36 protein-coding genes and 1 pseudogene are annotated in these 25356 nt (G+C 32.7%); 16 read left to right on the forward strand and 21 right to left on the reverse strand.

Translation table 11 applies throughout. From position 1 onward, the window contains the following. Window positions 1-47 precede the first annotated feature (47 nt). The 5 genes from AC1Q8L_RS16410 to AC1Q8L_RS16430 all read right to left on the reverse strand — a co-directional run bounded on the left by AC1Q8L_RS16410 (window position 48) and on the right by AC1Q8L_RS16430 (window position 5576). On the reverse strand, window positions 48-1583 hold the full coding sequence (locus tag AC1Q8L_RS16410; RefSeq protein ID WP_000229635.1) for an MDR family MFS transporter: 1536 nt from the start codon (window positions 1581-1583) through the stop codon (window positions 48-50). Window positions 1584-1606: 23 nt separating this feature from the next. Continuing rightward, window positions 1607-2314 carry a polymer-forming cytoskeletal protein gene (locus AC1Q8L_RS16415; protein WP_000401031.1) on the reverse strand — a complete coding sequence of 236 codons (708 nt, stop codon included), beginning with the start codon at window positions 2312-2314 and terminating at the stop codon, window positions 1607-1609. Window positions 2315-2332: 18 nt separating this feature from the next. Next, a complete protein-coding gene (locus AC1Q8L_RS16420) occupies window positions 2333-3043 on the reverse strand; it encodes a bactofilin family protein (RefSeq protein WP_001258371.1) in 711 nt (236 codons plus the stop codon). A 13-nt stretch (window positions 3044-3056) separates the two neighbouring features. Beyond that, complete coding sequence (locus AC1Q8L_RS16425) at window positions 3057-3680, reverse strand: YhbD family protein (protein WP_000102245.1); 624 nt, start codon at window positions 3678-3680, stop codon at window positions 3057-3059. Between the two features lie 159 nt (window positions 3681-3839). Next, window positions 3840-5576 (reverse strand): ABC transporter substrate-binding protein, encoded by a 1737-nt coding sequence (locus AC1Q8L_RS16430; protein ID WP_000470196.1) that lies wholly within the window; start codon window positions 5574-5576, stop codon window positions 3840-3842. A 101-nt stretch (window positions 5577-5677) separates the two neighbouring features. Here AC1Q8L_RS16430 and AC1Q8L_RS16435 point away from each other — a divergent pair, with 101 nt between their 5' ends. Next, a complete protein-coding gene (locus AC1Q8L_RS16435; RefSeq protein WP_001108450.1) occupies window positions 5678-6892 on the forward strand; it encodes an MDR family MFS transporter in 1215 nt (404 codons plus the stop codon). A 170-nt stretch (window positions 6893-7062) separates the two neighbouring features. Here AC1Q8L_RS16435 and AC1Q8L_RS16440 read toward each other — a convergent pair whose 3' ends face one another. The 9 genes from AC1Q8L_RS16440 to AC1Q8L_RS16480 form a co-directional block, all read right to left on the reverse strand. Next, entirely contained in the window at window positions 7063-7734 is a 672-nt protein-coding gene (locus AC1Q8L_RS16440; RefSeq protein ID WP_002094054.1) for a YjgB family protein, read from the reverse strand. A gap of 23 nt (window positions 7735-7757) precedes the next feature. Then, entirely contained in the window at window positions 7758-8612 is an 855-nt protein-coding gene (locus AC1Q8L_RS16445; RefSeq protein ID WP_033657520.1) for an aminopeptidase, read from the reverse strand. Window positions 8613-8747: 135 nt separating this feature from the next. Next, complete coding sequence (locus AC1Q8L_RS16450) at window positions 8748-8894, reverse strand: hypothetical protein (protein WP_000959551.1); 147 nt, start codon at window positions 8892-8894, stop codon at window positions 8748-8750. A 321-nt stretch (window positions 8895-9215) separates the two neighbouring features. Continuing rightward, window positions 9216-9611 (reverse strand): hypothetical protein, encoded by a 396-nt coding sequence (locus AC1Q8L_RS16455; protein WP_000834885.1) that lies wholly within the window; start codon window positions 9609-9611, stop codon window positions 9216-9218. Between the two features lie 79 nt (window positions 9612-9690). Beyond that, window positions 9691-9933, reverse strand: coding sequence for a GlsB/YeaQ/YmgE family stress response membrane protein (locus AC1Q8L_RS16460; RefSeq protein WP_000638310.1), 243 nt, complete (start codon window positions 9931-9933; stop codon window positions 9691-9693). A 179-nt stretch (window positions 9934-10112) separates the two neighbouring features. After that, complete coding sequence (locus AC1Q8L_RS16465; RefSeq protein ID WP_001223685.1) at window positions 10113-11078, reverse strand: nucleoside hydrolase; 966 nt, start codon at window positions 11076-11078, stop codon at window positions 10113-10115. 77 nt (window positions 11079-11155) lie between these two features. Continuing rightward, window positions 11156-11344, reverse strand: coding sequence for a DUF3970 family protein (locus AC1Q8L_RS16470; RefSeq protein WP_000621885.1), 189 nt, complete (start codon window positions 11342-11344; stop codon window positions 11156-11158). 69 nt (window positions 11345-11413) lie between these two features. Further along, window positions 11414-12199, reverse strand: a complete 786-nt coding sequence (locus AC1Q8L_RS16475; RefSeq protein WP_000031302.1) for a class I SAM-dependent methyltransferase — start codon at window positions 12197-12199, stop codon at window positions 11414-11416. Window positions 12200-12396: 197 nt separating this feature from the next. After that, entirely contained in the window at window positions 12397-12765 is a 369-nt protein-coding gene (locus tag AC1Q8L_RS16480; protein WP_000071476.1) for a hypothetical protein, read from the reverse strand. A 477-nt stretch (window positions 12766-13242) separates the two neighbouring features. Between AC1Q8L_RS16480 and AC1Q8L_RS16485 the strand changes: the two genes are divergently transcribed. The 8 genes from AC1Q8L_RS16485 (at window position 13243) to coaW (ending at window position 19337) form a co-directional block, all read left to right on the forward strand. Further along, entirely contained in the window at window positions 13243-13395 is a 153-nt protein-coding gene (locus tag AC1Q8L_RS16485; protein WP_000291905.1) for a YqbF domain-containing protein, read from the forward strand. A 168-nt stretch (window positions 13396-13563) separates the two neighbouring features. Further along, a complete protein-coding gene (gene exsC, locus AC1Q8L_RS16490) occupies window positions 13564-13998 on the forward strand; it encodes an exosporium protein ExsC (RefSeq protein WP_000148797.1) in 435 nt (144 codons plus the stop codon). Between the two features lie 294 nt (window positions 13999-14292). Further along, a complete protein-coding gene (locus tag AC1Q8L_RS16495; RefSeq protein WP_000269261.1) occupies window positions 14293-15495 on the forward strand; it encodes an MFS transporter in 1203 nt (400 codons plus the stop codon). Between the two features lie 153 nt (window positions 15496-15648). Continuing rightward, on the forward strand, window positions 15649-15948 hold the full coding sequence (locus AC1Q8L_RS16500; RefSeq protein WP_001279472.1) for a hypothetical protein: 300 nt from the start codon (window positions 15649-15651) through the stop codon (window positions 15946-15948). Between the two features lie 169 nt (window positions 15949-16117). Continuing rightward, entirely contained in the window at window positions 16118-16480 is a 363-nt protein-coding gene (locus AC1Q8L_RS16505) for a hypothetical protein (protein WP_000757024.1), read from the forward strand. 294 nt (window positions 16481-16774) lie between these two features. Further along, a complete protein-coding gene (locus AC1Q8L_RS16510; RefSeq protein ID WP_000222704.1) occupies window positions 16775-17974 on the forward strand; it encodes an LL-diaminopimelate aminotransferase in 1200 nt (399 codons plus the stop codon). 56 nt (window positions 17975-18030) lie between these two features. Continuing rightward, entirely contained in the window at window positions 18031-18429 is a 399-nt protein-coding gene (locus tag AC1Q8L_RS16515; RefSeq protein WP_000547673.1) for a 3-hydroxyacyl-ACP dehydratase FabZ family protein, read from the forward strand. Window positions 18430-18515: 86 nt separating this feature from the next. Continuing rightward, window positions 18516-19337, forward strand: coding sequence for a type II pantothenate kinase (gene coaW, locus AC1Q8L_RS16520; RefSeq protein WP_000442500.1), 822 nt, complete (start codon window positions 18516-18518; stop codon window positions 19335-19337). A 14-nt stretch (window positions 19338-19351) separates the two neighbouring features. On the opposite strand, the gene AC1Q8L_RS16525 is transcribed toward coaW, so the two are convergent. The 7 genes and pseudogenes from AC1Q8L_RS16525 to AC1Q8L_RS16555 form a co-directional block, all read right to left on the reverse strand. Beyond that, window positions 19352-19861, reverse strand: coding sequence for a 2'-5' RNA ligase family protein (locus AC1Q8L_RS16525; RefSeq protein ID WP_001259198.1), 510 nt, complete (start codon window positions 19859-19861; stop codon window positions 19352-19354). Between the two features lie 117 nt (window positions 19862-19978). Continuing rightward, complete coding sequence (locus AC1Q8L_RS16530) at window positions 19979-20458, reverse strand: CcdC family protein (protein WP_000502966.1); 480 nt, start codon at window positions 20456-20458, stop codon at window positions 19979-19981. 39 nt (window positions 20459-20497) lie between these two features. Further along, entirely contained in the window at window positions 20498-21169 is a 672-nt protein-coding gene (locus AC1Q8L_RS16535) for a DUF4052 domain-containing protein (RefSeq protein ID WP_000209601.1), read from the reverse strand. Then, a complete protein-coding gene (locus AC1Q8L_RS16540) occupies window positions 21166-22038 on the reverse strand; it encodes an ABC transporter ATP-binding protein (protein ID WP_000560921.1) in 873 nt (290 codons plus the stop codon). Before AC1Q8L_RS16540 ends, AC1Q8L_RS16535 begins: the two co-directional genes overlap by 4 nt. Then, on the reverse strand, window positions 22035-22415 hold the full coding sequence (locus tag AC1Q8L_RS16545; protein ID WP_000805185.1) for a GntR family transcriptional regulator: 381 nt from the start codon (window positions 22413-22415) through the stop codon (window positions 22035-22037). The genes AC1Q8L_RS16540 and AC1Q8L_RS16545 overlap by 4 nt, the downstream gene beginning before the upstream one ends. A gap of 125 nt (window positions 22416-22540) precedes the next feature. Further along, complete coding sequence (locus AC1Q8L_RS16550) at window positions 22541-23029, reverse strand: DinB family protein (RefSeq protein WP_000424636.1); 489 nt, start codon at window positions 23027-23029, stop codon at window positions 22541-22543. A 13-nt stretch (window positions 23030-23042) separates the two neighbouring features. Beyond that, window positions 23043-23635 (reverse strand): annotated as a pseudogene (locus AC1Q8L_RS16555) (DUF4825 domain-containing protein). A 441-nt stretch (window positions 23636-24076) separates the two neighbouring features. Between AC1Q8L_RS16555 and AC1Q8L_RS16560 the strand changes: the two are divergent. From AC1Q8L_RS16560 to AC1Q8L_RS16590, 7 genes are read left to right on the forward strand one after another with little or no spacing between them, the layout of a single operon-like run. Next, window positions 24077-24217 carry a YrzI family small protein gene (locus AC1Q8L_RS16560; RefSeq protein ID WP_000156197.1) on the forward strand — a complete coding sequence of 47 codons (141 nt, stop codon included), beginning with the start codon at window positions 24077-24079 and terminating at the stop codon, window positions 24215-24217. Window positions 24218-24244: 27 nt separating this feature from the next. Then, window positions 24245-24388 carry a YrzI family small protein gene (locus AC1Q8L_RS16565; protein ID WP_000142729.1) on the forward strand — a complete coding sequence of 48 codons (144 nt, stop codon included), beginning with the start codon at window positions 24245-24247 and terminating at the stop codon, window positions 24386-24388. Between the two features lie 28 nt (window positions 24389-24416). Beyond that, window positions 24417-24560: a YrzI family small protein gene (locus tag AC1Q8L_RS16570; RefSeq protein ID WP_000668965.1), complete on the forward strand. Its 144-nt coding sequence runs from the start codon at window positions 24417-24419 to the stop codon at window positions 24558-24560. A gap of 27 nt (window positions 24561-24587) precedes the next feature. Continuing rightward, a complete protein-coding gene (locus tag AC1Q8L_RS16575; protein ID WP_000668968.1) occupies window positions 24588-24731 on the forward strand; it encodes a YrzI family small protein in 144 nt (47 codons plus the stop codon). A gap of 26 nt (window positions 24732-24757) precedes the next feature. Beyond that, window positions 24758-24898 (forward strand): YrzI family small protein, encoded by a 141-nt coding sequence (locus AC1Q8L_RS16580; RefSeq protein WP_000669797.1) that lies wholly within the window; start codon window positions 24758-24760, stop codon window positions 24896-24898. Between the two features lie 52 nt (window positions 24899-24950). Further along, window positions 24951-25091 carry a YrzI family small protein gene (locus AC1Q8L_RS16585; RefSeq protein WP_000669802.1) on the forward strand — a complete coding sequence of 47 codons (141 nt, stop codon included), beginning with the start codon at window positions 24951-24953 and terminating at the stop codon, window positions 25089-25091. 27 nt (window positions 25092-25118) lie between these two features. Next, window positions 25119-25259 (forward strand): YrzI family small protein, encoded by a 141-nt coding sequence (locus AC1Q8L_RS16590; RefSeq protein WP_000668497.1) that lies wholly within the window; start codon window positions 25119-25121, stop codon window positions 25257-25259. Window positions 25260-25356 lie beyond the last annotated feature (97 nt).

Raw genomic sequence — 25356 nt, forward strand, 5'->3', positions numbered from 1 at the left:
CCATACATATGAAAAAGCTCCTTTCCAATTGGAAAGGAGCTTTTTCATTACGCTTTTGATGTTTCGCTCTTTTTATTCTTTTGTTGTTTCTTAATTACCATGCGCTCATTTCCCATAAAGAAAATGAATATGAATGCTAATCCAGCTGGTACCAATGCCCACATGAACGTTTGAACAATTGAACTAGAAAGAGCATCAATAATCTTATCTAATATTTGCGGAGGGATTTGAGATCTTGCCGATTCTGATAAAATGGCTCTTGAATCCCCTAATGTGTTTGTATTCATTCCCCCGCTCATACCTTTAAATGCTTCTTCTAATTGATCTTGGAAACCTGTTCTTTGAATCATTCCGAAGATTGTAATACCAAGTGTCATACCTAATGAACGAATGAAATTACTCGTCGAAGTCGCAGATCCGCGCTGTTCCATACCGAAGTTGTGAATAGCTGCCATACTTAGTACAGAGAATGAGAAACCGACTCCAAATCCGATAATGATCATATACACTGTTAATAATGCACGACTTGTTTCTGGCGTTAATGTGCTTAATAAAAATAGTCCAATTAGCATAATAACCGCAGAAATGATCATAATGTTTCGGTAGCTAAGCTTTGTCGTTAAAAAACCACCTAACTGCGCTGTTACGACTGAGCCTAACATCATTGGTAAAAGTAATAATCCTGAGTTTGTTGCAGTGCCACCGTATACACCTTGAATGAATAATGGAATGTATACAGTTGCTGACATAAATGCAGCTCCGTAACATAAAGCAATAATTGTACTCATTCCGAACAAACGTTGTTTAAACATCTCAAATGAAATGATCGGTTCTTCTACTTTACGTTCAATAAAAATGAATGCAATAATTAAAATAACGAATCCACCAAATAAACTTAAAATAAAGTTAGAATCCCAATCATACTTTTGTCCGCCAAGTTCAAGCGCAAACATTAAAGAAACTACTGCACCAACTAAAGTAATTGCGCCAAACCAATCAATTTTTTGCTTTCTATGAACTCGTGACTCTTTATAAAAGAATGTAATAAAAATAAGTGCTAAAACGCCAAGCGGTAAGTTAATATAAAATACCCAGTGCCAGCTTATGTAATCTGTAATATACGCACCAAGCAACGGACCAAAAATACTCGATAAACCAAATACTGCTCCGAATAAACCACCCATTTTCCCGCGCTTTTCAGGAGGGAAAATATCAAAAACGATAGTAAACGCGATCGGCACTAATGCCCCGCCGCCAATACCTTGAATGGCACGATAAATCCCTAACTGTGTAATATTTTCAGCAGTACCACAAAGCGCCGAACCAATCATAAAGACGATTAAACCGAAAATAAAGAACCTCTTTCTACCATACATATCTGATAGTTTTCCGAATATCGGCATACCTGCCATTTCTGCGACCATATAGGCAGAAACGACCCATACAAAGTTTTCAAGGCCTCCTAAATCACCAACGATTGTTCCCATCGCTGTTACGACAATGGTATTATCCATTGATGCCATTAAAATACCTAGCAATAAGCCCGCTACAACAAAGCCGAGCTTATTATTCTTTTCAACCATAACCTTGCTCTCCCTCGTACTACTTATATTTGTTTATGTTCCTTTACGACTGCATTACCTTTTTGATTAAAACTAGTATGATATTCTACAACACTAATTTCACATCCGGGACCAATTGTAACATTATTTCCCCTTACTACTTCAGCAATCGTATGCTCTAAATAAATCTCATCTCCTTCAATGATAGACGTTTGGAGGCTTCCAGCATGATTTGTAAATGGAATAAATCTCGCTTTTTTACGAACGGTAATCTTCTTACCGCCAATTTCTCTTACTTTGCTACCTTCATAACGAAGTGAAATTTCAATATTTTCGGCATTAAGTAATCCATCACTTTCAAGGCCACCAGTTAGTGACAGTTCTTCAACTTCAATATCTCCTTTTACATTTAAAGCGCCTTTCACATCTACGAAATCACCAGTTAATTTCCCCTTAACTTCTATCATACCTCTTACTTTTATTTTTTCAATATGAGCATCACTATGCATTTGTGTATTTCCGTATACTTTTACATATTCCGCATCTACATTTCCTTGTACTTCACTATCTCCATACACGACATAACTTTTCACTTTCATATTACCGCACACTTCACTCGTGCCGTACGTTTTAAATTCATTACAGCTCATGTCATTAGAAATCGTTCCTTCACCGCGAATCTTCACTTTATTATAATCTCCGCCTGCTGAACTACCAGAACCATTAACAGTAAGACTATGTTGATGTTCCATATCATTTTCTCCCTTCCATTAAATCTGCTTCATTTCTTTTACATTTGCGCTTTTATCAACAGTAAGAACACCCGTATATTCGATCAGTTCAATCTCACAGTTCGGTCCTACCGTAACATTATTTCCTCTTACCGTTCTTATGTGAGCATAATCAATATCGATATTGTCACCTTCTAATAGTTCAGCCTCTAATTGCATACCAAATACTGATTTAAACAGCCTACTAAAAGTACTTAGTCTATGTTTTACTTTAATCGTTTGACCACCAATTTCTTTCGCTCGACATGTACCGTGAATATTAATATTTATTTCATCAGCGCTTAGTAATCCACCAATTGTAAATTGTCCTTCTGAAGAAAACGTATCCACTTCACAATTACCATCAATTGTCGCTTGACCATTGACTTTAAATTCTTCACCAGTGACATTTCCACCTACCGTACCTTTTCCTGCAATTTTCAAACTGTTTGCCTTCACATCTTGCGTAATTGTTGCTTTTCCATCAATTCGCATCGTTTCAGCATGAACTGTACCGTCGATTTTACCTGATCCACTAATTCTTGCATTGCTACTTTTCAAATTTCCAGTAACGGCACCGTAACCGTTACATTCAAATTGGTCACATTCAACATTTCCATTCACAGTACCTTTTCCGTTTAGTTGCACTTTATGAAACTCGCCACCATTCGATGAACCGTAACCATTTATAATCAAATTATCTGTACGCATACTTTCTCCTCCACTACAACAATTTCGTTTTTAATGCTTCGGTATATTTCATAATCGCTTCGCGTAAAACGATTTTAGTGCCTTTTTCAAAAATTAAATCTTCCACGTTTGAAACTAATAAACATGTAGAAATCCCTAACTTTCGTACAATGATTAAATCACAATTTTTATGTTTAATTGCTTCATAATTTTCACGTAAAACTTGCAAGACCATTTTTCCTTCTTCTAAACTAATATCTCCCGATTGTAATAATTCTTCTAACATGTACACATAAAGAATATCTACAAATTGAAACTCTGCTGTTTTATTCGTTTGTTCTATGAAAAATTGTAAAACTGGTTCTGATGCAATCCCCTTACGTAAAATGTCTTCCTTTGTTAAAAGAATTTCTCTCACACTCGGTGAAAACATATTCGCTAGTTCATCAAGTGATAAATCCTCTTTCATCGTTTGGATTTTATCAATACGCTCTAATATCTTTTCTTTCGGAAAAAATGTCTCTTGACCCGTGAATGTTGACTTTCGTACAAACCAATCTTCCGGTATTAAATTTTTTCTTTTCCACCTATATAACTGTCCATATGAAATGCCAGTTAGTTCTAATAAATCTTTTTTTGAAATCAAATCTGTACTCAACTGTATAACACTCCTTCCTGATAACAATGTAACATAACACTGTTACGCTGTAAATAGACTTTTATCACAAGTAGCGTAACAATGTGTAAAACAAACCTATTCCTACATACAAAAAAGGCTCTTACACATCTTATGAAAATGCGCAAAAGCCCTTATATATCAAGATTTAAACCAAATATTATAAAAATCAATCCAACCTTGTGAATTAATCATTATATTTTGGACTTTTTCATGTGTACTTACCTCTTGTTTATTACGATACAAAGGAATAATATGAATTTGACGTAACAAAGTATCCTCAATATCGCGTAACAATGTAACTCTTTTCTCTAATTCTTCTTGTTTAAAATAAATAGACAACTTTTCATAAAAGTCCATGTTGCTTTGTCCATGAATAAAACTATTTTTTGTAAGAAACATATATAATAGACTATCTTCTATTCGTTCGCTTATTGTGGCACTATCATGCATCATATCAGCCTTTTGTATCGTACTTACTTCCAATAGCTCTTCTATATCAAGAAAATTATTTTCTACACGAATCCCGTACTTCGCACACTCTTTTTGTATCCATTGTGCATCTTCAACATGATCTCGTCCTGTAAATGTGTAGAGCTGTAGCACTTCATTATGATAAGTACTCCTTTTAATTAAACTTTCTACATCTTCCTCAATCTCTACAATGCTTTCACCTGCTAATATTAGTTTCTTTGCCACTTCTCCACGTTCTCCGCCGAGTTCTTGAACGATTGTATAACCATGAATGATTTTATATAACGCTTTCCGAAATAACTCATCTTGCATTGGTCCTTCTTTCGTAAGATTACATGTTATATATGTCACGTTCGACTCAAGCCGAGACAATTCTTTATTATGTTTTTCTTTATCTTTATACTGCGCCTTTACTAAAATATCGTATGTACTTACACCTTGTTCTACATTCCACAACTCAACACGATCTAAAAAAGGTCTTTCACGAAAATATAAAGGATGACCTTCTAAAATGAACAGATTTTCATTACTTTTATATAATTGAAAAGACCCTGTTCCAATTAGCTCTCCTGCTTCATCTTCACTCACGATAGAACACTGTTCTGCACTTATCATATGTAAAAACATTTTATTTTCCGTTTGTAATTGAATTTCGACAACGTAGTCATCCACTGAACGGATACTTTCAACGTGTTGTAACATCCATGCGTGTGCATTATTTTCCAGATTCATAAATCGATTCAATGAGTATATAACATCATGTGCAGTAAGTTGTTTTCCATTATGAAAGTGAACTCCTTTTCGTAAATAAAACGTCCATATTTTTTCAGCGTCATTATATTCCCAGTGAAATGCAAGTCTTGGCTCTATAATGTTTGTATTACCGTCTACATACACGAGTGTGTCGAATATATGTTTTACCATATGACATTCTGAACGCATTGTAGCGTATACAGGATCTAATGTGATATCTAAATTCATTTGTACTTGCAACCGGAGTACATCTCTTCTCCCTTCAGATGTCATTTCAATCTTATGACCAAATATTGAATCTACCCAGCAGTGATATTCTCCCTTTACTGACGGAAAATGTGAGCTATAGCGTTCCACAAATATGCTTCCGCTTTTCACATCCCCTTTTTTCGTTATTTCTTTTCCTCTATCTAAAATTAAAGACATCGGGTGCTTTTGAAATATTAACTTGGAACGATTTCCCCTGCCGCGACCTGGAAACCACTTGATCCAATTTAACTCATCTAATTTTTTTATAATTAATTTACTATTACGCTCTGTACAAAATAATGTTTCAGATATATTTTGCACTGTTACTTCCAATCGTTCTCCCTCTTTTTTCCCTTTTCCATAAGCAATCCATAGTTCAATATATTGATCTAAAATAAACATCATAATCCCCCTAAAAGGTGAAAAATACTCCCTATTGTTTCTACCCTTTTTCCAATTCTTCTTTCATCTTATCATTTCAATATAGAAAGGAGGAATTAATATTGAATTATCTCTTACTTCGTTACAATAAACCTATTTTTATTAGACTGTGTGGTGAATTATTAACCCGAACGACTGAATCTATGCTAGCTATCATTATGATTATTTACGTTAATAAAATGTTAAACGGCAATGTAATAATAACTATGCTGATTTTCGGATTACAGCCACTTTCAGACATTTTATTTACACTTATTGCTGGAGGAATTACTGATAAATATGGCCGGAAAAAGATTATGTTACTCGGCTTATTGCTACAAAGTGTTGCAATCGGTAGTTTCGTTTTCGCTCAATCCGTTTTTATATTTGCACTGTTATATGTCATTAATGGCATTGGCCGTTCCTTATATATTCCGGCTCAACGTGCACAAATTGCTGATTTAACAAAAAAAGAGCAGCAAGCAGAAATTTTTGCTCTCCTACAAACGATGGGAGCAGTTGGATCCGTAATCGGCCCTTTAATCGGTGCAAGTTTTTATAATACTCACCCAGAATATTTATTTATCGTGCAAAGTGTAACCCTTACGATATATGCCGTTGTTGTTTGGACCCAGCTCCCAGAAACCGTTCCGACTATAAGTAAGACGAAACAAACAATTGAGGCAAGTTCACCAAAGCAATTTGTTTTTAAACATTACGCCATATTCGGTCTTATGTTTTCTACACTTCCTATTAGCTTTTTTTATGCACAAACTGAGACGAATTATCGTATTTTTGCAGAACATGTATTTCCTAATCTCGTATTCATACTCGCATTTATTTCAACATGCAAAGCCATTTTGGAAATCATTCTACAAATCTTCCTCGTAAAATGGTCTGAACGATTTTCTATGGCGAAAATCATCCTTATTTCTTACGCCTGCTATACGATAGCTGCAGTTGGCTTTAGTTATTCAACGACGATATTGTCGTTATTCTTCACCTTACTCTTTTTAGTCATTGGAGAAAGTATTGCTCTAAACCATTTATTGCGATTCGTTTCAGAAATTGCACCTCATGATAAACGTGGTTTATATTTTTCAATTTACGGTATACACTGGGATATATCTCGAACGTGTGGACCTGTTATTGGTGCAGTTTTATTAAGTAAATTAAATGGAAGTATGCTGTTTTATATTTGTGCTAGTTTCTTATTAATTGGAGGTATTGTTCAAGCACTGTTTGTTCAAAATTTAGAACGTAAAAAAATTATGAACCAGCCTACACATAATTTATAGGTTACTACTTTTTCAGTAGATCAATATTTCTTATTGGATGAATATTAAAAAACAAAAGTGAAGTATTTCGCATATGAAAGTATGTTTTATATGGCAGGAGACGTTCCTTATTTACAACTAAAAACACCTCACTTCAATAAAGTGAGGTGTTTTTGAAATCACTTAATTTCTTATCCTGCCATTTTATTAATACTATCCTCTGGTGAAAATACAGAAATATGATCTACCTTACCAGTCGATTTTGGAATGACAAATTTCAGCTCATACTGGTTATTTACTTTGTATACATATATTTTATCTTCACCATTCTCTTTAACTGAAGATGGTTTTCCCAATGCTTTTTCAATTTCTTGTAATGTAATCAATTTTAGTTCTGCATGATATGAGCGTACATCAAAAACTTGTGACCCTTTATTAAATCCGAAAACAACATTTTTATTTGTAAAAGTTGCGTACATACCATTCCCTGCATATTCGGTTTTATTTGCTTGCCCCCACGCTTTTTCAATTTCTTCAATATCCCCTGTATGGGCTCCAAATGGCACATTAGGTACCTTTCCTTCTTTTGCTAGTTCAAACAAATCTTTAACGTGGTTAATTGATTTTTGATTAAGTGTTCTATTTTTCGAATCTGGCTCAGGTGATGGTTTTGTTGTTTTTTCATTACTTGGTTTTGCTTCAGGATTTTTCTGTTCTTCTGAAGAATTGCTTTGCTCATTTTTATTATTTTCCAAGGTTGGATTTGTTTCCTTTTTTTCGTCTGTCCCATTACATGCTGCTAGCGCAAACATACATGCTATAGCCAAAAACAACATAACTATTTTCAAATACCCTTTCATCATTTTACCCCCCTATTGCATCTTATTCATTTCGATAACCAACCCATTACACTACTTTTCAAATTATGTTTGTTCCAAAAAGTCAGTGCTTCATTCTCTCCAAAGGCTTGTACAAAATATGTTACAAAAGCTGTTCCTAAAAAGTAACCAAGTCTGTTATATCCGAAGTAACTACCTCCTGATAAACGGAACCATTCTTTCTCTTTTTCATCTGTCCATCCTTCAACATAATCTTGTAAAAAACGTTTCTTTATTTTCTCTTCATTTTCTTTATAATATTGTAGCCATGGATCACCGTCACTATTATATGAGTAGTAAACAGACTCATTTAAATCTTTAACGATTTTTTTTGATAAATAAGTTGCAACACCTTCACGATACAAACTTACCGACGCATCGGTCCATTCAGCCCTAGTCCAATCCATTCCAGTATTTTGTAGCATAACATTATGATATATATGACCTATTTCGTGAGCAGCAATAACACGAAGATGATTCAAATCTGGAGATAATTTTTCTGCCGCAAAAAATATGTCTCCAATGATTTCCCTTTCTACAAATGCATTTGAACCAAATCCTCCAACGAATACATGGAATTTCATATTTACATCAAAGTTATATTTATTACGATATTCATTTGTTACCTCTTGAATAATGATTGGTAATGATTCTGCAATAATACGAATATCTTCTATTTTTGCGGGATATTGTTTAATGGCATTAGAAAGACGTTCTTTCGTTTTAGGACAATGATACTTAAAGTATTCTTCAAATATCTCTGAATGCGAAGTAAAGTAGCGATTAAGGAGTTCTAATTCTAAATCGTCACTTTCCCATAATTTCAAAAAACTTGGAATTATATTGTTAATCACTGTATTCATCTCCTTATTTAAACCTTCTCTTCTCAATGATAATATCCTCTATCTATAGCTGAAAATATGCCGTCACAACAGCTCCTTGAAACAGAAAAAAACCAGTAGGAAGTGATTACTCTTTTCCTACTGGTTGAAATGAAATTAAACGGTAAATCTTAGTTTCTTAAAAAATGTAGCGATAGTGCTTTTTACAGTTTCAAAATTATAAGCAAATGTATTATCTCCACTTAATGATGAAATACATGTTAAACCTGCAGCTTTAATAAAAGCTTTTACATCTACAAGCATAGAATTAGCCTCCATGAATTTAATTACAATCATTATAACAGGTGTTTTACGATACTAACATGAAAGTAATAAATAATCCTACTTAATAAATAAATTTCTATTATTAATTTATCCCGCTATTTGCCGGGCAGTAAGATCCCCACTTCGAAGCAAAGAAGTTAGATGGGGGTAAGGGCTGCCCGTAAAAGCCCGATTGGTAGGGCTAATAATCAGTGGGGATGAACCACCCACTGATTAAAGCTTCACTTTATTTAGCTCAAAGTACACCATTTCAATGTCATATAAAAAAGCTGCCCAAAAGGACAGCTTTAAATATGTATATTACACTTCGATTGACTTACCGTCTTCAACAATATGATAAAGTAAGTGAGCTAAATGATGAATTGGACCATATTCTTCCTCTTCCTCATCTGTTTCACCTTGGTATTCCAGATCATTTAAGTATAGTGCTAAAAATTGATAGTATAGTTTTAAATCAAATCCATAACACGCAGTTGGTTCTTCATGATCTCCTTCATATTGTAACATTAAGTATTGATCATTTCCTTCTGCATCTTCTGCATCAAAGAATACGAAGAAGCCAACGTTTGTATCTAAATCAAATAAATGACGAGTACCTTTTTCAGTTGCTTTATTGAAGTCCTCTTCACTTAATTTATGTACTGTTGTCGCTTTTGCATTATCTTCTTGATGGAAATTTACTGTAAATGATTTCAATGCTGACACCTCCTGATTGTATAATACTAGCATAACATATAAAAAGGACTGCTTACAAATGTAAACAGTCCTGCTACATTCATTTCCGCATTGCTCTTAGTAAAAAACTCACAATGAAGATCAAAATAACCGCACCAATTAAAGCAGGAATGATTGCAAATCCGCCTATTACAGGACCGAAACTACCAAGTAATTTCGTACCAATCCAAGAACCGATAATACCAGCAATAATATTACCAATTACACCACCTGGTACATCCCTTCCAGTAATTAAGCTTGCAAACCATCCTAATAAACCACCAACGATTAAAGACCAGATCATATAATAACCTCCTTTATATTTAACCAATCAAAATATAATTAGAAACAATTGCTTACCATTAGTTATGTGACATTTTTCATAAGTTATTCATGCTGCTCAACTATAAGATTTTTGAGAATAATACACACCGATAAACTATTTTTCGAACTAACGATTTATCCGACTTGTTATTACACACATTAAGGACAATCTGGCTTCAATATTGTTCGCATAAACTCTTCTTTAAAAGCAGGATAGTTAAAACCAACAGCAATTCTCTGAATCGGCCGATCATCAAACCTTGTTGGTTCAGCTATTTTTCTAAAGTCAGCTACACTTTGGCCCCTAGTCACATCATTTGTCGTACTAATCCACACTGCCGATTTTTTATATTCGAAAATACTATCGTTTATAAACGAGACAAACGGTAGTAAATCGTGTATGGGACTTCCACCAATACCTGGATATTCTTTTTTATAAAAATTCTCATAATAAAAATCAATCATTGGTTTAATGAGTTTCGCCTGTCCAGTTCCTTGTTTATCTATTATATTGGCCATTTCAGGCGTAATAAGCGCACCCTGTGTTACATTTAACGGGTATATAGTAGCGTTTTTCGCATATTTCATAACAATATTTGCTGCAATTGGATCACCATAAAAATTCGCTTCAGATACTGGTGTAACATTACCTGGAAATAGGAAAGCGCCGCCCATTATATAATACGAACAAATACGATCCATTATATTTGGATACAATAAAAATAACGTAGCAAGCGTCGTTAGTCTTCCTGTCGCCACAATTATAATATCTTCTGGACAAGGTTCGATTAATTTGATTAATTCACAAAAATTTTCTCGTTTACAAATTCTCATTTCAGGTGGAATAATAGGACCTAAACCATGATCCCCATGGATTTCAGGGAAAAACAAAGGTTCTTCAGCTGTCATCGGCCTACTCGCACCTTCAATAATTTTCACTTGTGTAGCATAGTACCTTTCTAAAAAATAAACATTTTCCGTAACGATATCTCGTGATACATTCCCGTACTCTGCAACAATACCTAGAATATCTAATTTACATGTTTTATTTGCATAAATTAACGCTACGGCGTCATCAATACCAAAGTCTCCAAAAAAGATGATTTTCTTATTAACTATTCTCACCCCTCTTCAGCATAATCTACTATCATTATTATGTGAAAAAGACAAGGCGGTGAAACAGTGCAAACTAAAAAAGCCGCCTATTTATTGGCGACTTCAATCTTTTTATAAGACAAATATGCTAGTACATTTTTACTTGAATCGTATTTCGGGTTATTTCCTTTTCTTGGCTCTCTCATATGTGTCTTTTCAAATCCAGGAATGTCTGGCATTTTCCCCATAAATTCAAGCATTTCTTCCTCAGTACCTTCAATGCGTACACGAATCATAATAACTATTCCTCAATTCACAGTTTCTCTGTACTAAGTATATCGTACTTCAGAAAGACTGCAACACATTTATCTTTTTAATGTTGTACTTTTTTTACATATAAACATAGCCATTTCAGTATAGAACGAATCTACTTTATTATTTTTAAGTTGAATATTAAAATATTCCTTCATTTCGTTTGGTGCTTTCATCATACATTCTGTTAATTTTTCACGCTTTTGTACAGGGACATCCATCATATTACACCACCAGTCAAAATCAAACTTCTTATCAAAAGTAAGACATGACTGCATTTGCAAACCGTTTTTTTCTAATAAAGTAAGCCATTCTGTCTTTTTTAGAGCTCGTTCATGACTTGGGTCCCGCTTCTTTTCTATAAAATTATAAAATGTATCATATTCATTATTTTCTGGCGAAACATTATCTATTAAGATGAATAATCCATTATCCTCCAACGTACGATTTACTTCATAAATAAATTGAGCCGGATTCGTAAAATGATGGGCTGCAATCCGGCATGTAATTGTATCAAAAAAATGGTCTGCAAATGGTAAATTCTCTGCATTTCCTGCTACAAAAGATACATTTTCATGACCATTCTGCTTTATAAAAACTTTTGCTTTTTCTAACATCTGTTCTGTTAAATCAAGTGCAACTACTTCTTCAAACATAGGTGCTAACATATTTGCCACATGCCCGCCACCAGTAGCAACATCAAGAAGACGATTATTATGACGAGACTCAACTTGTTGAACTACATATTGTAAATCCAGTCCTTTAGCATGTATTTTACTATTTACATATTTATCTGCATTGCTGCCAAACTGTTTTTTCACAAGCTCTTCTTTACTCATATTATCATCTTCTTTCTATTGTTATTTACATATACGACTCATATAATTACTACAATTCTCTTAATGTATTTTCAAATCCTCTTTTCATCTCACTTCTTATCATATTTACCTTTCATTAAAATAATATAATTTTTCACTTTATTATTAAACAAAAAAAAGACTATGGGAACTTCCCCCCTAACCTGAATAAATATTTACTACATTTTTATTTCTTCGTATATATCTATATAATATAAATCCTCTTTCAACTTCATAATAACATCTACTTCGTTATAAGTAGCCTCACGAGCATGTAAACCAAATTGATCCATACCAATCCATATCCACCCAGGTGTAAGATATAAAACATCTATATTAAAATAATCTAACTTAGTAAGCTCCGCTGTAATAAATTTATCTTTATTAGCGATTTGTTTATCTATTAAACCGTATTCTTTCCCATTTTCAAATAGCGATATAAATTTCCCTACAATCGGATGTTCACGAACAATAAAATGATATTCTTTTTCCTCTATATTTACCACAATCAAACGAGAAACAGATAAATCAGGCCCTGAATTCGACATATTTGTTTATTCACCTCCTTATATAGGCTTCTTAAATATGATAACAAATGAATATTCAAATTAAATTAATATAATGTAAAAAATAAAAAAGCTGATTTCCCTTTAGAAATCAGCCTTTATAATTTGATCAACTTTATTCTTTTACAAATTATTATAATGTTTCTTTTTCCTCATCATTTCCAGAAACTAAATTTCCTATAGCATCCGCTGTTACTTCCACTACAAATTCACAAATACCAGCTACAACTTCTCCAATTATTTCATCCATCTTTTTACCCCCTTATTTTATGTAACCTATTTGCATTATAGAAGAAACTGGTAAATACAAACTATCGAAAAAGGTGACATAAACCTTACAGAATTGTAAGCTCTTTCATCCCTTTACTTATCCCCTTTGAAACTCCAAGTATTTTTAGCAGACATATAGGCCATCATAATATGAAGCAAGTAATAATCTAGTGTCAGGAGGCGTTTAATATGTATTACGTAAAATTAATTAAAGGTCAATCTTTCTACGCTTTTGATCATCGTTTCTTAGTGTCTGAAGAAGAAGAGGTTTCAGAGAAAATTTATAATTACTTACGACGTAATGAATTTTTTGAAGTACGTAAAGAAGAATATTCTGCTTAATTACAAAAAGCATTAAGAAAAATATCATCTTATTGTGATATATTCTTAATGCTTTTATGTGAATTTCTTCTTTTCAATAATTATTGTTGACTCTATTAAATAATCTAGTATTTGTCCAAACTAATTATTCACTATTTTCATATTCTAGTATATGAGGAGGTGAAGAATATGACTCATATCATTGATTACCAAGCTACTCAGCCTATAAGTAAAACTGGTGAAACAACTTTTGCAATCCCAGCTTCTCCAAATAAAGCAATTTTAGCAAATTTGAAATTGCGAATTTCAAGTAGAGATTCACGTAATAATCGAGTAGAATTAATCGCTACAATTGGTGTAGAAGGTATAACTGAGACTTCACAAGTTTTATTCCGAATTTTCCGTGATAATATTGAAATTTTTAATGCACAAGTAGGTATTGAATCTACAGATTCTGAACAATTCTACGTACAAACATTTCAAGCTATAGATCAAAACGTTAGCAGTGGAACACACGAATATTCATTAACTGTAGAAAACCTTACTAGTGGTGCAAGCGCAGAAGTTGTTGGCCCACTATCTTTTAGCGCTTTAGCTATTGGACAAGAGCGTAAATGTTGCTAAGTGAATCTAATATTTAATTTTGTACTTGAGAAAAGCGAGGCGTAGTTATACGTTCTTGCTTTTTTATATGTACCCTTACTTTCTATTAGCTTTAATCATAAATTTTTTATGTTTTAATTCACTTATTTCATCAATTAACGCATCAAATTTTTGACAAATCAAAAAGATTGAAATCCAATTATGAAACACGTAATATAGACTCTGACTCTAAAAAAGTTCGTATAAAAATACTACATAAATAAGGAGGTTTTATATACGAGTTTTTCATTTTAAAAGACGGAGAGGTTTTATGTTATGTGGCGTAATAAAAACGTTTGGATTGTTTTAATTGGGGAGTTTATTGCAGGTCTAGGATTATGGCTTGGTATTCTTGGCAACCTTGAATTTATGCAAAAATATGTCCCTTCTGATTTCATGAAATCAGTTATATTATTTATCGGACTATTAGCCGGTGTTCTAGTTGGACCTATGGCTGGCCGTGTCATCGATCAGTATGAAAAGAAAAAAGTTCTTCTTTACGCTGGGTTTGGTCGAGTTTTAAGTGTTATTTTCATGTTTTTTGCTATTCAATTTGAAAGTATCGCATTTATGATTGCATTTATGGTTGCTCTTCAAATTTCAGCAGCATTTTATTTCCCTGCATTACAATCTGTAATTCCACTCATCGTACGTGAGCATGAGTTATTACAAATGAATGGTGTACATATGAATGTTGGTACAATCGCTCGTATTGCAGGTACTTCACTAGGTGGAATTCTTTTAGTTGTGATGAGTTTACAGTACATGTATGCCTTCTCAATGGCAGCATACGCCTTATTATTCCTCTCGACTTTCTTCCTACAATTCGAAGACAAGAAATCAACAACACCAAGTAAACAAGCTGCAAAAGATAATAGCTTTATGGAAGTATTTCGTATTTTAAAAGGAATTCCTATTGCTTTTACAGCACTTATATTAAGTATTATCCCTCTATTATTTATAGCTGGGTTTAATTTAATGGTTATTAACATTAGCGAAATGCAACATGATCCTACGATTAAAGGGTTCATATATACAATTGAAGGTGTCGCATTTATGTTAGGTGCCTTCGTAATTAAACGTCTATCTGATCATTTCAAACCTGAAAAATTACTATATTTCTTCGCAGTTTGTACTGCTTTTGCACACCTTTCATTGTTCTTTAGCGATATAAAATGGATGGCTCTTACATCATTTGGTTTGTTTGGGTTTAGCGTTGGCTGCTTCTTCCCTATTATGTCGACAATTTTCCAAACGAAAGTTGAAAAAAGTTATCACGGTCGCCTCTTCTCATTCCGTAATATGTTTGAGAGGGTTATGTTCCAAATCGTCTTACTTGGCACAGGGTTCTTCTTAGATACAATTGGGTTACAATATATGGTTCTCATCTTCGGAGTCGTTTCATTATTGATTATTTCTATTTCCCTTTCTAAGCAGAAACATTATGAAAAACAGCATTCGCAATCTGCGAATTTATAAAATAAACAAAGAAGTATGGATATAATATTGAATCCATACTTCTTTGTTTTATAATACGCCTATTTATTACGTTTATTGAAATTATCTAAAGGAGTAGCCCTCTTTTATTTCGAATAGATTATAAAGAGTACTCTTTATAAAAGGAGTGGTAAAATGTCTGATGGCATCCAAGTATTTATTGTCCTGCTCTTTGCAATTGCTCTGTTTAGCATCCTAAACTTTTTAGCCATTTCCTTATCTGGACATAGTTTTAAAAAAAGAATCGTGGCAGGTTTCATATTTTTACTACTGACTCCCATTATCTTTTTGACTATCGCAACATTTGCTTCTATATTCGATAAAGCAGGATTTGGCGCAGGTACGTTAGCCTTTATGATCGCAAGCGTATATATAATAAATGGAATAGTGCTTCTGCTTTCCTCTTTATATATCCTCAAAAAAGACATAACATAGGCTATAGTACTAGCATGAATCTGACTTTACACTAGATTCATGCTTATTTAATTTCTCCTAAATTTTTATATGAAATTAAATAATTCTTTAAAAAAATTTAAACTTTATTTATTATAATATCCCTATCGTATTCGCACGTTTATTCAAATTTAAAAGAAAGGAGCACAAAATGAAAAAGGTTCTACTTACAATTCCTATACTAATCATCCTACTTAGTGGATGCAGCAATAACGATATATACGGTTCTTGGGAAGTCGTTGACAATAAAAATGGTGAATGCCCTGTATATTATAAATTTGAAACAGTTGTCAAAAAAGAAAATAAAGAGGAAATTGTGCAAAATTTAGTAGAAATGCAAACCACAAAGAATAAAGACGATTTATATAAAGGCTCATTTGTCAAAAATTCTAATGTATATCACATTGATTATGGTAATTCATTTACATCAGAGCAAACTTTAAAAGTTGCCGACGGTACATTAAATGTATACTTTTTGACAGCTGAAAAATTATGCACGTATAAAAAGAAATGATTACATTTCAGAGGAAACGCAGAAAATATTTTCTGCGTTATTTCACTTTAGAAATCTTCCACAAATACTTAATAAAAACTATAAAATAACTTAAGTTATATAAAATGAATCCTATAATAGACATTTCAATTAACACGTCTACGCTATTTACATCGATACTTTTCAAAATAGGCTAATCCTTCCTCTAAATTTGTCAATCGTTTTAATTTTCATAAAAAAATGATAAAATATAAACATGTGTTTTCAGAATAATTAAAAACGCAGAATGAAAGCACTGTTTTAGGAGGGGTTTTGATGACTTACACGTTAGCAACTAGAATGAAAGCATTCCAATCTTCTATATTTAGTGAATTAGGAGCCTATAAAAAAGAAAAAATTGCAGCAGGTCATAACATGATTGATTTGAGCATCGGAAATCCTGATATGCCGCCCGCTGATTTTGTAAGAGAAACAATGGTACATACAGCGAGTGAGAAAGAGAGCTACGGGTATACATTATCAGGTATTCAAGAATTTCACGAAGCTGTAACTGAATATTACAACAACACTCATAACGTTTTATTAAATGCGGATAAAGAAGTTTTATTATTAATGGGTTCACAAGACGGGCTCGTTCATTTACCTATGGTTTATGCAAATCCAGGTGATATTATATTAGTTCCTGATCCAGGATATACAGCTTATGAAACAGGTATTCAAATGGCTGGTGCAACATCTTACTACATGCCTTTAAAGAAAGAGAATGATTTCTTACCAGACTTAGGAGTCATCCCTGAAGAAATTGCCGATCAAGCGAAGATGATGATTTTAAACTTCCCAGGGAATCCCGTTCCAGCAATGGCTCATGAAGATTTCTTTAAAGAAGTAATCGCATTCGCGAAAAAGCATAATATTATCGTTGTCCATGATTTTGCTTATGCTGAATTTTATTTCGATGGTAATAAGCCAATTAGCTTCCTCTCTGTACATGGTGCTAAAGAAGTTGGTGTAGAAATCAATTCTTTGTCAAAAAGTTATAGTTTAGCAGGTAGCCGTATTGGATATATGATTGGAAACGAAGAAATTGTTCGTGCACTTACTCAATTTAAATCTAATACCGATTACGGTGTATTTTTACCAATTCAAAAAGCGGCATCTGCAGCACTAAGAAATGGCGCTGTATTTTGTGAGAAAAACCGCGATATTTATCAAGAACGGAGAGATACTTTAGTCGATGGATTCCGAACATTTGGCTGGAATGTCGATAAGCCAGCTGGTAGTATGTTTGTCTGGGCTGAAATTCCACAAGGATGGACTTCTCTAGACTTCGCTTATGCATTAATGGATCGTGCGAATGTCGTTGTTACACCTGGTCATGCATTTGGACCTCACGGAGAAGGCTTCGTACGTATTGCACTCGTTCAAGATAAAGAAGTGTTGCAACAAGTTGTTGAAAACATTAGAAATAGCGGCATTTTCACTCTTGAAAAAGTAAATGAATTAGTTAAAAATTAGTTCCCACTCCCCTGCTTAAATTTAGCAGGGGTATTATTAATTGGAGGTACTTTCATATGCATATTAAAGACACTCTTCCCCATCGTTATCCATTTTTAATGACTGATAAAGTAACAAATGTAAAACAAGGTGAATCCGTTACAGGATATAAACTCATTACAAATAACGAATGGTTTATAAATGATAATCAAAAACATATGCCTCATATGTTAATTGTAGAAGCACTTGCTCAGCTTAGTGCATTTGTACATACAAGTGATTCTGAAGGACTAGGATTCCTCTCCTCTTTAGATGGAGTTGAATTCCAAGGAAAAGCATATCCCGGTGATAAACTTGATTTACATTATGAACTAACGCGCAATCGCCGAGGTTTTGTTCTTGGTAAAGGTATTGCAACTGTAAACGACCAGCCTATTGTAACTATAGAAAAACTATTAATATATCAAGCAGATTAAATTGTTCCTTATATCAGTTGGGAATATCTATTCTCAACCAATTAAAAATAAATAGGAAAACATATTACGTAGTTAGGAGCAGGAAAATGGAACGTACTATCGGTATCGATGCTGGAGGCACATTAACGAAAATAGCTTATTTTAACGAAAAAAGGCTATTAACTTTTGAAAAATTTTATTCACATGAACAACATAAAATAATAGATTGGATTAAAAACAACAATGGCATAAAACAAATATGTGTTACGGGTGGTAAATCGAAACTATTACAGCAACTGCTTACAGGTTCATATAAAATAATAGAGCTAAACGAATTTGAAGCTACTCTTGCAGGTGTCCAATACATATTAAAAGAAGAAAAACATGCTATACGCAATTTTATTTTAACCAATATCGGTACAGGTACTTCTATCCATTACGTTTATAATGAACAATATATTCGCGCTGGTGGAACCGGAGTTGGCGGTGGGACTATTATGGGACTTTCAAAATTGTTAACAAATATAGATCATTTTGAAGATGTAATCCCTCTAACAAAAGTAGGATCTAGAAAAGAACTAGATATTACGGTTGGAGATATTTATGGTGGTATTCTTTCCCCTATCGATAATAACTTAACTGCTAGTAACTTCGGAAAAGCAGCCATTACAGAATCAAATAATAGTAGCTCCGATATACTAGCTACTGTACAAGGACTTGTCGGTGAAGTCGTTACTGCATTAAGCCTTCAATTCGCTGAAACAAAAAACATTGAACATATTATTTATATTGGTTCGACTTTATGTAATAACGTACAACTTCAACATATTATTAGTAGCTACACCGAATATCAAAATAAAACACCAATCTTTTTACAAGATGGTGGTAATAGCGGTGCAATTGGTGCATTACTTCATGCTACGAAATAAAAAGCTGACTTTTGTCAGCTTTTTAGAAATGGCACTTCAAATTCAATAATTGATTCCCCGTTCTCTCCAATTCGCTCCACGCTTATTCTATCAATCACACAATTTAACTTCCCATGAAAACTAGGAATCTCCTTCACTACTTCAGCAGCTAACGCGACACTTTCTTTTCTTCCGACTGTTACATGCGGGATGTACGGAATGTCTTCTTTCAAAAATTGTAATAAAGGTCCTGTATATAGAATATTATGTAGTTCCTCTATTTGTTCTTTCCCCTTTTCAACTCGTAAAAACAAATATTCTCTTTCACTTGTAATTTGATTCTTAAATTCAATTTCTATATTCTGTATCGGTTTTGATACATTTATAATATGTAATTTCAGCTCATCATTTGAAATCGAACTTTCAAATGGGAATACAATTGTAATATGCGGTGGAATTAATCCAAATAAAGGATCATGTTTTTGCCTAATGTCCTCGATTTCGCTAATGAACATGTTGTTTAGAAAAAGTAAAATTGTACGCATTTTTATCCCCTCAACTTTTCCTCATTATAATATGTATCATATTCTATGACAGCCTGCCCTTCAACAACTTGTTTTGCTTACCTGTAAAAATAAAAAAACTTCTCAAATGAGAAGTTTTCATATAGCATGATTATTATTTTCCAGCCAAACTTTCCTAAACTTTATATAACAGGCAATTCTCCAAGGAAAAATATACGATACTGCAACAACGTAAAATAATAAACCAATCGTTTGTTGATCTAAATCAACGATAAATTGTCTTGAACCATATCTTAAAAAGACAAGTACAATAAAAGTAATTAAAAAAGCTGCACTTTTTTTCGTATAAATATTCCCATCATCTCTTCGTTCATAATTTGTTAATACTATAAGCGGTACAGCAAAAAGTACACCAATGAATACCGCTATAATTACTTGTAATATAGCTGGATGTACGGGACCTAAAAACCATACAATACCTGGTGTTAAAAATAGTAATGGCCATAAAATACGTTTTCCTGATCCCTTTATTGGCTTATGCATGGAGCGATAACGACGCCAAAATATTAGTAGTGCAATGCATAAAAAGACGGTTATTAGTGAGGACGTGTCTCCCATATATTTTCCTTCTCCCTAAAAGAATAATCTATCACTATTTTAAACTGTTCGTTCAAATGATACTTTACGAATAAATATACTACTAGTTATGATATAAAGAATTGTTAATCCAATTGAAATAACAATAAAATAAGGGATATCTATTAAAGATACATCATTTGTAAATAACAATCCTTTTATCCCTACTTCTCCATACAGCACACTATTTGTTGAAAGGAAAAGCGACCCACCAATCATGAGACCAATCCATTGAAATCTTTGCTTAAAAATTACTACTACTTGAAAGAAACATGCTATCGTAACATAAAATAAAAATTGTAAAATAAACTGTTGTATTAATTGCTCTCCAAAGTTAACATTTACTAAGTTATATTTTATATCTTGTAAAAACAGTATTTGAAGGAATGAAAACAATGCGGATTGCAACACGATATAGCAAATCGCTCCGATAAAATATTGTATTCTCGTTATACCAAATGAAACTGCTAAACGAAATACATCATCTTGAACAATGAAAACACTCCCTACTATAAAAATCATAATTGCAATTGAAGGATTATTGATAATTTCGGGTAAATAACCAACTTTCGCTTCATTTAAATGAGCAGCATATAAAGCTCCTTTTATTAATAAAGCTACAATCCAAAATATTAAAATTGCTTTATAATGAAAATTTATATGTAACCTCAATTGTTTCATTAACGTCGTCATTCCACTTCACCACCAGTCATGTGAATAAATAGTTTTTGTAATGTAATTCTATCAATTACTAAACCTTCTTTTTCAAGAGAGTAACAATCTTCATTAGAAAGCTCTTCCCATATAACAGCAATACCTTTATTCCCATAAATTTCTTTATTTATAACTTTTTTATTAATCAAGAACTCCTCCACTTTACCTTTTTGCCCTGAAATAATATGACCTTGTTGCAATAAATCTTCCACTGTTGATTGAACAACAAGTGCACCTTCTTTTATGATAATTACTTCTTCAATAACATGGGTTACTTCTTCTACCAGATGTGTTGATAATATAATTGTTCTGGGATACTCCCCGTAATCTTCTAGTAGTAAACTATAAAATAACTCACGATGTGCTGCGTCTAATCCTGTAGTTGGTTCATCAAAAATAGTAATTGTCGCTCTGCTTGCTAACCCTTTAATAATTCCTACAACTGTTTGCATGCCATGAGATAGTTTATGGTATTTCTCTGTTATATTAAGCTGAAATTTACCCGCCAGTTCTTCAGCAAACTTCTGATCCCAATTTTTATAAAACATGTTACATATCTTAAAAATTTCTTTTACGCTATAACTTAAATGAGACTCTTCTTTTACTCTAACGAAACAAATATTTTGCATCGCTTTACTATTTTCAAAAACATCTTCACCAAATATTGATACACTTCCACTACTTGAAGTAATTTGTCCTGCTAGTAAATTTAATAAAGTCGTTTTCCCTGCTCCGTTCCTTCCAAGCAAACCATATATTTTATTCTCTTCCAATGAAATCGTTACTTCATTTACAGCTATTTTCTTTTTATACTTTTTCGTTACATCTTTCGTTTCAAGTGCAATCATCCCTCTTTCCCCTCCTTCGTAATCTTTTGAATCATATCCATCAATTCATCTTTTGATATTTCTAGTACTTTCGCTTCTTCCCACACTTTAGGTAAATATTCAGTCATAAAAGTATTTTGTCTTTTTTTTAGTACAACTTCTTTTGCTCCTTTTGCAACAAACATCCCGATCCCTCTCTTTTTATATAAAATCCCCTCATCCACTAATACATTCACCCCTTTAGCTGCGGTAGCCGGATTTATTTGTAACATCTTCGCAAATTGATTTGTCGATGGAACTTGTTCTTCTTCAAGCAATATGTCTTTTAAAATATCAGATTCAATCGTTTCTGCAATTTGTATGTATATTAATTTATTTTGTTCTAGAGTCGGCTTCACATTTTCACCACCTTAGGTTCATAGGTTCATTACTTATGTAATTAACCATATCACATAGAATTATTTTTTTCCATAAATTTCTTTTACAAAAAAAGAGAGTCATTCAATTAAGAATGTCTCTCTTTCTAAAAATTCGAAGTTTCAACTCTTGTTCTCAAATTCTTTTCATTTATACCATTTTGACAAAAATTAAACTGTTGTCCCTCAATACATTTTGTACGATCTACTACTTGCCCTAAATGATAGCTTGTATGCTCAACCAAATGTAATAGACTTTGAAGATCAATATGCCTTTTTTCTTCCCAGACCTGTATATATGCTTTGCCCCACTCATCAAATATTTCTTCAACAGTTTTTAACAAAGCTTCAGATCTTATTTGTTTCACTGGAAAATATTCTTCAATTCCATTTTCAAAAACTATATTTGGATCCTTATAACGCCTTGTATTTCTCTGTAAATGTTCACAAATATGTAGTACGATTCCACCAATTGAATTAACAGAGGTCTCTTTTTTCCACAAATCTTCTTCACTAACGAGCCTAATTGCCTGTACTAATTTAGGTAAATAATGATCCTGCATTCTATGATAAGAAATTTTGTATACTAACTCCATCTTCTCCCCTCCATTATTTCAACTGGCTCACTGGATATTTAGCAAATAAAGATTTCCGAAAATCTTTATCTTCCACAAGCATTTTAATTTTTTCATTATTATCGTTAAGAAACTTTACTACTTTCTTTTTATCCCATATATCATCTTCTTTTGGAAAATCATCAAATTTTCCATGCAAGATTGATAGGATTTCCTCCCTTTTCATCATAAATTTTATATTCTCTACCTGAAACTCGTAACTGTTTGCATTTGGAACTAAAACTACAAGATAAATAATGTTAAAGAGAAAATTCTTCTTCATCGTATCTTTCTCATCAAACCAATACGTCTCAATCATTTCTTCTGTAAGAGCCCCACTCCCTTTTGCGCCATAGTTCACTTTTATATTTCATTTTCTAAACTTATACTTTGAACTGTTCCACCACCGGGTAAATGATTAATAATTGCAACCACATCTGAATTATTACCAACGTATGTCCCAGTATATTTCTTAAAATCATCTGACCTAACATCATATATAGCTTTTATTCTTTCCCCGTTAGAACAAGCCGTAATAAATAAAAAAATTGTTAGCATAACGATTATGTTATGATGCATATATTTCATTTAGCATCCCCCATTTTTATCGATATTTCGTTAATTACAATATTTACTTTCAAATCCCTTTTTAAATATACGCATTTTAATCAAAATTAAAAATTTTCATTTTTTATGTTTACAATTATCCATTAATTGTATATACTTACTAACGTAAGAAAAAAATTCTAAAAGGAGGTCGAAGGAAATGATGAACTTACAATTACATGCATTAACTTTAGCGTTAACTGCACCTGTGTTTTCTGGACAATTAAATATGAATTCGACCACCCTAATGGAGAATTGAAAATCGTAATTTATTTCATTTAATTCATAAATTCGCCACAGGAGGTCGTATACTTTCCTGTGGCTTTTTCGCGCCCAGCCATAGGAGAACTGTATCTTCCTGTGGTTTTTTTGCGCGATTTTTTAGTCTCTTACATTATTTTTCTAAGAAAGGAGCAACATTCAATGACTATTAGCGTATTGTTTTTAAGTATTACGATTCAAAGAAATACAATTTCCAAAGGGGAAATTCTTCATAATGAGCAAATTGAAAAAGCTATGAATGATGTTAAGGAGCGCCAAGCACTTTACTGTGATCACCTGTAATTCCTTTTCGAAAGGAGGAATTCATTTATGACTTTTCATATTTTCTTTTTTACGACTGTGCTTCAAAAAAATACTTTATCTGAAACTGAAATCAATCGTAAACAACAGTTAAAACAACTGACTGATAAAATAACTGACATTAAAAGTTCATACTACACTCAAATGTATTAAAAATATATTTTAAAGGGGCAATATATTCATGAAATTTAAAGCATTCTTTTTAACAATCACCATTCAAAAACGTAAGCTTTCACAGAAAGAGATTTTACGTGAGCAACACATCCAAAGCATTATGGACGAAGTAAAAGAGCGCCAATCTTCTTATTACACTCGTCTTTTCTAAATCACTTATAAAGGGGTCATAAATCTAATGAAATTTAAAGCATTCTTTTTAACTATCACTATTCAAAAACGTAAACTTTCACAGAAAGAGATTTTACGTGAGCAATACATTCAAAACATTATGGACGAAGTAAAAGAGCGCCAATCTTCTTATTACACTCGTCTTTTCTAAATCACTTATAAAGGGGTCATTATCCAATGAAATTTAAAGTATTCTTTTTAACCATTATCATTCAAAAAAATACATTTTCCGAGTCTGAAATGTTTCATGAGCGACAAATTAATCAGGCTATGGATCATGTAAAAGAAAGACAAAGTCATTACTGTAGTCATCTGTAATTTCTTATTACACTCGTTTTTTCTAAATCACTTATAAAGGGGCAATTATCTAATGAAATTTAAAGTATTCTTTTTAACCATTACCATTCAAAAAAATAAATTTTCTGAGTCTGAAATGTTTCATGAACGACAAATTAATCAGGCTATAGATCATGTAAAAGAAAGACAAAGTCATTACTGTAGTCATCTGTAATTCCAATTCGAAAGGAGGAATTCACATATGAAGTTTCACCTTTTCTTTTTAACGATTACAATTCAAAAAGAAACAATATCTCAAAATGAATTAAAACAAGAAAGACAATATAAACAAGTTATTGATGAAATTCGAGATCGTAGGAGCAAATACTACACTCACCTTTAATCGTTTAACTATATAGAATTGAAAGGAGTCGATTATGATGTTGATAGCACGCTGTAAGGAAATGATTTGGATAGTTCAGAGGGATTCCACATAGTTT

Source organism: Bacillus sp. GW823-FHT06A11, assembly GCF_058795355.1.